Genomic DNA, 10006 nt, shown 5'->3' on the forward strand with positions numbered 1-10006 from the left:
GAGTTTGCTCGCACGTAGGGCAGACCCCGTTGCTCAGTACCCATGTTGGAGAATCAATGATCATGCCGAGCCGCCTAACGCCTGAATTAAGCCGAGCCGCGAAGCGGCTTCGGCTTGAATGAATTGTTAGGCCGCAACCGATGCGACCGTGACCGCCAGCAATAGACTAATGAATGGGACGAGGATTGCCCAGAACGCATTGACTGAGTAACTGACGTTCCCGCGGAGCCAGGGTACCCAGGGGATAAGGCCTGCGGCGAGAGAGAACGAGCAAACAAGTAGCCACCAGCCTGGCAATGAGATGCCGAGGAACCGAACCGCAAGAACGAGGACGGGGAAGAACAGCCAGGCGCTGAGGTAGAACGGCCAGAAGCTGCGTACACTTGCAATGATGTCTCTCATGCGGCCTAACACCTGAATTAAGCCGAGCCGCGAAGCGGCTTCGGCTTGAATGAATTGTTAGACCTGCACGCGCTAACCCTCATGCACGGCCCCACCAAAGAACGTTGCCAAACTGTCGGCCAGTGCTCGCGAGGAAGGGGTGCCGTCTGCAATATGCACTGCACCGTTTGCAAATGCGACCGGGACAGTCTCACCAGCATCGTGACCAAGCCACCAATAGGACTCGCCTTGGGGAAGGGTAATAGGTTGGCCGTCAGGGAGCGCGAGGCAACAAAGGACTGCCACTCACCGAGAGAAATCGGTGACTTACGCGTTACCCAGAGATCCAAGGAGCTTTCCATGCAGGTCTAACGCCTGAATTAAGCCGCGCCGCGAAGCGGTGTCGGCTTGAATGAATTGTTAGGCCCGCCCGCCAATAACGCTGGCAAGGAATATCTCAGGCAGACCTCTTTTACGCAAGTTATAGGCTTGCACTTTTGTGAGTGGAGGATCGAACGTTCCTGGGCCTGGGGAATAGAAGCCGTCGATAATTCTTTTGGCCAATATCTCCGAGAATGAGCGCCATGCAGCATTGTGCGGTGAGTCTTGCGCCTCACCAAGGTACACCGCGTCAGCATTTGCAAGCCAGAAAAGTTCCAGTGCCGCTGCCAGATCACAGTTGGGGTGGTCAGCGATATGGCAGGGAAAAGCGAAGCCGTCGTCCCAGTTGTATTCGCTGGCGAGACGACGCAGATCTTCGGAAGACGCGCTAAGTTGGATTCCTGCCTCACTCACCTTGCAACCTCATGCGAGCCTAACGCCTGAATTAAGCCGAGTCGCGTCGCGGCGTCGGCTTGAATGAATTGTTAGGCATCTGCCCGAGAGAGCTGAGCTGCCCTTCTAGCCATGCCACGAACTCCTGCTCTGAGAGTGGATTTGGATTGTGGCCCCACTCATTCCAGCGCCGGTCAACCATAGTGGACCAGTCGCCAGCAACCTCAGCAAACGCAGGGTGACTGCCCCAGAACTTTGCTGCTGTAGCTAGACCACTGATGCGACCGTTGAGCTCTTGTATGGAGCAGGTCCCTACCAGGTAGCGCCGACCAGCCTCAAGCATTTGGCGGAACTCTCCGATCTCAGTAGCCATTCTACTAATGCCTGACGCCTGAATTAAGCCGACCCGCGAAGCGGCTTCGGCTTGAATGAATTGTTAGGCACCGGCGACCTCGCTAACGAGTGCCCACGCTTTGCTGCCCGAATACTCGATAGAGGTTAGCCAACCATCCGGGCGCTGCCACATTACCCATGGCTTGCCCGCTTGCGGTAGTACGGCTGCCACGGCCTTCTTGGCACGCTCTTTATTTAGCGGCTTATCCGACTGCGTTGAAACGGGAAGAGTCGCCAGCAGCGCGCCTGGATCCAGGGTTAGAGATTCAGGTGAGCAGGGAATGCTGTGACGCGGCGTTCTATAGATTCGAATAGCAAGAATTCTCATGCGGTGCCTAACGCCTGAATTAAGCCGAGCCGCGAAGCGGCTTCGGCTCGAATGAATTGTCAGACTGCACTCGGCATAATTTTGCGGCCGCGGGCGGTTCCCAAAGTCTGTCGCCTCCGTCACGACAGATGTGATGACACCCGCCACCGATGTTGTACTCCGTCCAACCATCCTTCCAGCAGCTGATTAGGCAAGCGTCGATATCATTACACCGATCTGCAATGGCCCTCAACCCACACTTGCCGCTCTCGCTAGCGAATAGTTTGTCTTGAAGCAATACAGCAATCTCGCAGTGGTTCTCGCGCGAGTCGTCTTGGCGAGTACCGACAGAGCGGCAAGACACAAGCGCTACGAGCAGAACGATGACTATCAGATGCGTCATTTGCTTCATGTGCAGCCCAACGCCTGAATTAAGCCGACCCGCGAAGCGGGTTCGGCTTGAATGAATTGTTGGGCCCCGCATGAGTACACGAGGCCAGTGGGCAGGACTTTAACCGCATGGCTAGGCTGCCTGATAGCCACTCCGGCCTACAGACCTTGTGCAAGATCAAAGAGGTCTCTCAGCCACCGGAAGAATGACTTTGGCGGGGACTCTTTGGAGCGTAGTCGGACGGCAAAGATCCAGGTCACATGGACGACCAAGAACAGAAAGGCGCCCAGAGTGATCACACCAGCGAGGATGGAAAATGCGGTGCTCATGGCTTTTGTCGTGAGTAGCGTGGATGCCGGACGCAATCAATCATCGGTGTCGCCGTCCCAGCCATCCGAGGACCTCCCGCGAGGCCGGCCTACCACTGGAACTCCGGTGAGGTCGGCCACATCAGCCATGATCTCGCCATCCAGCGAGCGATCCAGTCCGCGATAGCGCCGCCATGCGCGAAAGAGCGAGAAGACAGCACCGATAATCGGCACAAGCCAAATGAAGGCTAACCAGCTCACCCGCTGCCCATTGCGTAGAAAAGGGCTGAGCGCTGCTTCAAGCGTGGCAGCAACGTTTAGCAGCGCCACCGCAGCGATCAATATCTCCAACCATGTTCGCAGGGATGTCACATGTTGCTCCTGATGCCAGAATTAAGCCAAGTCGCGAAGTGGCTTCGCCTTGAGTGAATTAAGCACCAGCAGCAAGCACTAAGTTATAACCAAAATCTGGCTCAACGATTAGGCTGCCGTCTACACATTGGCGATACGTATTTTCGAGGAAGCAGTCAAAACTGGGGGCCAGCAACACGGGTTTGCCGTGGCGAGGTAGCTCATACACCGCCCCTGCAGTTGGGCCGGACGTGGTGACGTACCGAATCTCACCCTCAAACCACATGACCGGGATCGATGTTTTTGCGGAAAAATCTCCATCTCCCCACCCACCCGGATCGTCTTCTTCGAGTTGGACGAACTCCTCCCAATGCTCCACCACCCTTAAAAGAGGAAGGAGCATCCAAGAATTGAACAATCCAGCAGAGTCATCTGACTCTCCGTCATGCGCGAGGTACGTGCCACGCAAGGAGGCGGGAAATGACAAGCCCATGCGCTCTTCAGCGGCCGCTATTTGCCCTTCTGTCGCCGGAGGATTGAGAGACAGGTATGCCTCCGGTGCATTGGAGGACAACCACTCGTCCAGCTGTTTCCAAACAAACGACATACCGCCCCCGGGACCTAACGCGTGAACTAAGCCGAGCCGCGAAGCATCGGCCTTAGTGGATTGCCGTACCGCAACTTAGGACGCTAGAGGATGTCACGGTCATAAGCAATCCAGCGCTTATTCCTCAAGGTTCGGTCTGTTCAATGCGGACAAAAACCCACAGAATCTCCATATAACTATGTTTAGAAAGACACAAAAAAACCCGGCCGAAGCCGGGTTTTTCGCGAGCGCGCCTAGCGCCCGAAACTTGCGATCCGATCAAGCCGCGACAGTATCAGCCACGGTCTTGTAATCCTCGATCTGATCGAAGTTCATGTAGCGGTAGATCTGGTCGCCGCTGGCCTTGAGCACGCCGACGTCCGCCATGTACTCCTCGCGGGTCGGGATGCGGCCCAGACGCGAGCAGATGGCGGCCAGTTCGGCCGAGCCCAGGTAGACGTTGGTGTTGCGGCCCAGGCGGTTGGGGAAGTTGCGCGTGCTGGTCGAGAACACGGTCGCGCCCTCGCGAGCCTGGGCCTGGTTGCCCATGCACAGCGAGCAGCCGGGCATTTCCATGCGCGCACCGGCGGTGCCGAAGGTGCCGTAGTGGCCTTCCTTGGTGAGCTCGGAGGCGTCCATCTTGGTCGGCGGCGCGACCCACAGACGGGTCGGGATGTCGCGCTTGCCTTCCAGCAGCTTGGCGGCGGCGCGGAAGTGGCCGATGTTGGTCATGCACGAGCCGATGAAGACCTCGTCGATGACCGCGCCGGCGACGTCGGACAGGGTCTTCACGTCGTCCGGGTCGTTCGGGCAAGCCACGATGGGTTCGACGATCTGGTTGAGGTCGATGTCGATGACCGCGGCGTACTCGGCGTCGGCGTCGCCTTCCAGCAGCTGCGGGTTGGCCAGCCAGCCTTCCATCGCCTTGATCCGGCGCTGCAGCGAGCGCGGGTCGGCGTAGCCTTCGGCGATCATCCACTTGAGCAGAGTGATGTTGCTGGTCAGGTACTCGATGATCGGTTCGGCATCCAGCTTCACCGTGCAGCCGGCGGCGGAGCGCTCGGCCGAGGCGTCGGACAGTTCGAAGGCCTGTTCGACCTTGAGCTGCGGCAGGCCTTCGATCTCGAGGATGCGGCCGGAGAAGATGTTCTTCTTGCCCTGCTTGGCCACGGTCAGCAGGCCCTGCTGGATCGCGGCCAGCGGGATCGCGTTGACCAGGTCGCGCAGGGTCACGCCGGGCTGCATCTCGCCCTTGAAGCGCACCAGCACCGACTCGGGCATATCCAGCGGCATCACGCCGGTGGCCGCGGCGAACGCGACCAGGCCGGAGCCGGCCGGGAACGAGATGCCGACCGGGAACCGGGTGTGGGAGTCGCCGCCGGTGCCGACGGTGTCGGGCATCAGCATGCGGTTGAGCCAGGAGTGGATCACGCCGTCGCCCGGGCGCAGGGCGATGCCGCCGCGGTTGCTGATGAAGGCCGGCAGGTCGTGGTGGGTCTTGACGTCGACCGGCTTCGGGTACGCGGCGGTGTGGCAGAACGACTGCATCACCAGGTCGGCCGAGAAGCCCAGGCAGGCCAGGTCCTTGAGCTCGTCGCGGGTCATCGGGCCGGTGGTGTCCTGCGAGCCCACCGAGGTCATCTTCGGCTCGCAGTAGGTGCCCGGACGGATGCCCGGCTGGACGCCGTCGACTTCCGGCAGGCCGCAGGCGCGGCCGACCATCTTCTGCGCCAGCGAATAGCCCTTGCCGGTGTCGGCCGGGTTCTGCGGCAGGCGGAACAGGGTCGAGGTGGGCAGGCCCAGGGCCTCGCGCGCCTTGGCGGTGAGGCCGCGGCCGACGATCAGCGGGATGCGGCCGCCGGCGCGGACTTCGTCCAGCAGCACGTCGGACTTGAGCGCGAACTCGGCGATCACCACGCCGTCCTTGATCGCCTTGCCGTCGTAGGGACGCAGCTCGACCACGTCGCCCATGTTCATCTGCGACACGTCGAGTTCGATCGGCAGCGCGCCGGCGTCTTCCATGGTGTTGTAGAAGATCGGCGCGATCTTCGAACCCAGGCACACGCCGCCGAAGCGCTTGTTCGGGATGTAGGGGATGTCCTCGCCGGTGAACCACAGCACCGAGTTGGTCGCCGACTTGCGGCTGGAGCCGGTGCCGACCACGTCGCCGACGTAGGCGACCAGGTGGCCCTGATCCTTGAGCGACTCGATGAAGGCGATCGGGCCGCGCTTGCCGTCTTCCTCGGGCTCGATACCGTCGCGCTTGTTCTTCAGCATCGCCAGCGCGTGCAGCGGGATGTCCGGGCGCGTGGTGGCGTCGGGCGCCGGCGACAGGTCGTCGGTGTTGGTCTCGCCGGTCACCTTGAACACGGTGATGGTCAGGCTTTCCGGCACTTCCGGCTTGCTGGTGAACCATTCGGCGTCGGCCCAGCTCTGCAGCACGGCGCGGGCGTTGGCGTTGCCCTGCTCGGCCTTTTCCTGGACGTCGTGGAAGGCGTCGAACATCAGCAGGGTGTGCTTGAGCGCGTTCGCGGCCACGCCGCCGACCTGGGCGTCGTCGAGCAGCTCGATCAGCGGATGGATGTTGTAGCCGCCCAGCATGGTGCCCAGCAGCTCGGTGGCGCGCTCGCGGCTGATCAGCGGGTTGGTTTCGGTGCCGAACGCGACCGCGGCCAGATAGGAGGCCTTGACCTTGGCGGCGTCGTCGACGCCGGCCGGGACGCGGTGGGTGATCAGGTCGAGCAGGAACTCGCCCTCGCCCGCCGGCGGGTTCTTCAGCAGTTCGATGACCTCGGCGGTCTGCTGAGCGGTCAGCGGCAGCGGCGGAATGCCCAGCGCGGCGCGCTCGGCAACGTGTTGGCGGTAGCTGGAGAGCATGGAGAGTCCCGTAGATGGAGCTGGTGTGCACCGCGCCGGCGCCGCATCGGCCACCGGAATGGGATGCGTCGCGGGCTGGCGGGGTTCGGAGCTTGCCCTTTCGGAGCGGGTCTGAAGCGGGCGGCCCCTCGACCGCGTATTTTGCCTGGAAAGGCGTTTCGCGGCAACGCGCCCGGGGCCTGACAGCCATATCCGGCAAGGCTTTGCGTGGTTTTTACGGAACGCTGTGGCGCGCTTGCGACCATTGTCTGCACGCTACCTGAATCCGATAAGGTGATAATCGCGACGAACGCACGCCACCTTGCCCGCACACGCGGGCACGCCAGCCGCACATCAGGAGCATCACCCCCATGCCCGACTCCTATTCGACCCGCCGCCAGCTTTCCGTCAACGGCCGCGACTACACCTATTTCAGCCTGCCGGCCCTGGGCGAGCGCTACGACATCGCCCGCCTGCCCTACTCCATGAAGATCCTGCTGGAGAACCTGCTGCGCCACGAGGACGGCGGCATGACCGTGGGCCCGGAGCACATCGAGGCGGTCGCGCAATGGGACGCGACCCGCGAGCCGGACACCGAGATCGCCTTCATGCCCGCGCGCGTGGTCCTGCAGGACTTCACCGGCGTGCCCTGCGTGGTCGATCTGGCCGCGATGCGCGACGCGGTCGGCCGCCTGGGCGGCAAGCCCTCGCAGATCAACCCGCTGATCCCGTCCGAGCTGGTCATCGACCACTCGGTCCAGGTCGACGTCTACGGCAGTCCCGAGGCCCTGGACCTCAACGGCAAGATCGAGTTCCAGCGCAACCAGGAGCGCTACAGCTTCCTGCGCTGGGGCCAGAAATCCTTCGAGAACTTCAAGGTGGTGCCGCCCAACACCGGCATCGTCCACCAGGTCAACCTGGAGAACCTGGCCCGCGTGGTCATGGGCCGCGAAGTCAACGGCGAGCTGCAGGCCTTCCCGGACACGGTATTCGGCACCGACAGCCACACCACCATGATCAACGGCATCGGCGTGCTGGGCTGGGGCGTGGGCGGCATCGAGGCCGAGGCGGCGATGCTGGGCCAGCCTTCGTCGATGCTGATTCCGCAGGTGGTCGGCTTCAAGCTGACCGGCAAGCTGCCCGAGGGCGCCACCGCCACCGACCTGGTGCTGACCGTGACCCAGATGCTGCGCAAGCACGGGGTGGTCGGCAAGTTCGTCGAGTTCTACGGCGACGGCCTGCAGCACCTGCCGCTGGCCGACCGCGCCACCATCGCCAACATGGCGCCCGAGTACGGCGCAACCTGCGGCATCTTCCCGATCGACGCCGAGGCCCTGACCTACCTGCGCCTGTCCGGCCGCTCGGAGGAACAGATCGCCCTGGTCGAGGCCTACGCCAAGGCCCAGGGCCTGTGGCACGAGCCCGGCCAGGCCCATGCCACCTATTCGGCCACGCTGGAACTGGACCTGGGCGACGTCAAACCCTCGCTGGCCGGCCCCAAGCGCCCGCAGGACCGCGTGTTGCTGGAAAACGTGCACAGCAACTTCCAGGACAACCTCGGCCCGCTGGTCGCCAACCGCAAGCCGAAGGTCGGTTGCGCGATCGACGAGCTCAAGGCCGAGGGCGGCGCGCAGCCGCAGGCCGAGCACCTGGCCGCCAAGCCGGTGTCCAGGATCCGCATCAAGGACCAGGACGCCGAGCTCTGCGACGGCTCGGTGGTGATCGCCGCGATCACCTCCTGCACCAACACCTCCAACCCGGCGGTGATGCTGGGCGCCGGCCTGCTCGCGCGCAACGCCGCGCGCCTGGGCCTGAAATCCAAGCCCTGGGTCAAGACCTCGCTGGGGCCGGGCTCGCTGGTGGTTACCGATTACCTGAAAAAGGCCGGCGTGCTCGACGATCTGGAGAAGCTGGGCTTCTACGTGGTCGGCTACGGCTGCACCACCTGCATCGGCAACTCCGGCCCGCTGCCGGACGAAGTCTCCAAGGGCATCGCCGAGAACGAGCTGGTGGTGGCCTCGGTGCTGTCGGGCAACCGCAACTTCGAAGGCCGCGTGCATCCGGAAGTAAAGGCCAACTACCTGGCCTCGCCGCCGCTGGTGGTGGCCTACGCGATCGCGGGCACGGTCAATATCGACCTTACCCAGGAACCGATCGGCAAGGGCAGCGACGGCCAGGACGTCTACCTGCGCGACATCTGGCCCAGCAATAAGGAAATCGGCGACACCATCGCCGCCACCGTCGGCCCGGAGCTGTTCGCGCAGAACTACGCCGACGTGTTCAAGGGCGACTCGCGCTGGAACCAGATCGCCTCGCCCGACGGCGAGTCCTTCCAGTGGGACGAGGCCTCCACCTACATCAAGAACCCGCCCTACTTCGACGGCATGACCATGCAGGTCGGACATATCGCCGACGTGGCCGGCGCGCGCGTGATGGGCCTGTTCGGCGACTCGATCACCACCGACCACATCTCGCCGGCCGGCAACATCAAGAAGGATTCGCCAGCCGGCCGCTTCCTGCAGGAACGCGGCGTGCAGCCGGTCGACTTCAACAGCTACGGCTCGCGCCGCGGCAACGACGACGTGATGGTGCGCGGCACCTTCGCCAACATCCGCATCAAGAACCTGATGTTCGGCGGCGAGGAAGGCGGCAACACCCTTTATTTCGGCAAGGACGGCGGCGCCGGCGAGAAGCTGGCGATCTACGATGCGGCCATGAAGTACAAGGCCGACGGCGTGCCGCTGGTGGTGTTCGCGGGCAAGGAATACGGCACCGGCTCCTCGCGCGACTGGGCCGCAAAGGGCACCAACCTGCTGGGCGTCAAAGCGGTGATCGCCGAGAGCTTCGAGCGCATCCACCGCTCCAATCTGGTCGGCATGGGCGTGCTGCCGCTGCAGTTCAAGGACGGCGAGAACGCCCAGACCCATGGCCTGGACGGTTCGGAAGTGATCGACGTGACCGGCCTGCAGGACGGCGCCGCCAAGACCGCCACCCTGACCGCGACCAAGGCCGACGGCCGCCGCGTCCAGTTCGAGGTCAAGGTGCTGCTGCTGACGCCTAAGGAAGTCGAGTACTTCCGGCACGGCGGCATCCTGCATTACGTGCTGCGGCAGTTGGCAGCGCGCAAGGCGGCGTAAGCGGTCTTAAGCCCTGCTCGGCTCGTAGCCCCTCTCCCGCCTGCGGGGTGAGGGGCGGCGTTTGCGAGCCATGGCTCGCGCTGCACCGAACGCCCGGCCGCTGTGCGGTCGGGCCGGGGTGCGCATCCGTTGCCCTCATCCACCCTTCGGGCACCTTCTCCCGCAAGCGGGAGAAGGGAAACGAACCYCGTACATCCGCGCGCATTAGCCCCTCTCCCGCCTGCGGGGTGAGGGGCGGCGTTTGCGAGCCATGGCTCGCGCTRCACCGAACGCCCGGCCGCTGTGCGGTCGGGCCGGGGTGCGGGTTGGGGTGAGGGCCGYCGCAGGCGCKRAACTCCAACCTCATCCGYTGCCCTCATCCRCCCTTCGGGCACCTTCTCCCGCAAGCGGGAGAAGGGAAACGCCCCCGTACATCCGCGCGCATTAGCCCCTCTCCCGCCTGCRGGGTGAGGGGCGGCGTTTGCGAGCCATGGCTCGCGCTGCACCGAACGCCCGGCCGCTGTGCGGTCGGGCCGGGGTGCG

5 protein-coding genes are annotated in these 10006 nt (G+C 63.4%); 1 reads left to right on the forward strand and 4 read right to left on the reverse strand.

What is annotated here, in order from left to right; genetic code table 11:
- Positions 1-801 precede the first annotated feature (801 nt).
- From ASE35_RS20610 to acnB, 4 genes are all read right to left on the reverse strand, one after another.
- On the reverse strand, positions 802-1176 hold the full coding sequence (locus tag ASE35_RS20610) for a DUF4274 domain-containing protein (protein ID WP_082611127.1): 375 nt from the start codon (positions 1174-1176) through the stop codon (positions 802-804).
- Between the two features lie 1435 nt (positions 1177-2611).
- Positions 2612-2926, reverse strand: coding sequence for a hypothetical protein (locus tag ASE35_RS21065; protein WP_157489289.1), 315 nt, complete (start codon positions 2924-2926; stop codon positions 2612-2614).
- Between the two features lie 58 nt (positions 2927-2984).
- Complete coding sequence (locus tag ASE35_RS20615) at positions 2985-3512, reverse strand: SMI1/KNR4 family protein (protein ID WP_082611128.1); 528 nt, start codon at positions 3510-3512, stop codon at positions 2985-2987.
- A gap of 258 nt (positions 3513-3770) precedes the next feature.
- Positions 3771-6368 (reverse strand): bifunctional aconitate hydratase 2/2-methylisocitrate dehydratase, encoded by a 2598-nt coding sequence (acnB, locus tag ASE35_RS05740; protein ID WP_057163199.1) that lies wholly within the window; start codon positions 6366-6368, stop codon positions 3771-3773.
- A 350-nt stretch (positions 6369-6718) separates the two neighbouring features.
- Here acnB and acnA point away from each other — a divergent pair, with 350 nt between their 5' ends.
- Entirely contained in the window at positions 6719-9484 is a 2766-nt protein-coding gene (acnA, locus tag ASE35_RS05745) for an aconitate hydratase AcnA (protein ID WP_057159404.1), read from the forward strand.
- Positions 9485-10006 lie beyond the last annotated feature (522 nt).

Origin of the sequence: Lysobacter sp. Root916, from assembly GCF_001429785.1 — a bacterium.
Classification (GTDB): domain Bacteria; phylum Pseudomonadota; class Gammaproteobacteria; order Xanthomonadales; family Xanthomonadaceae; genus Lysobacter.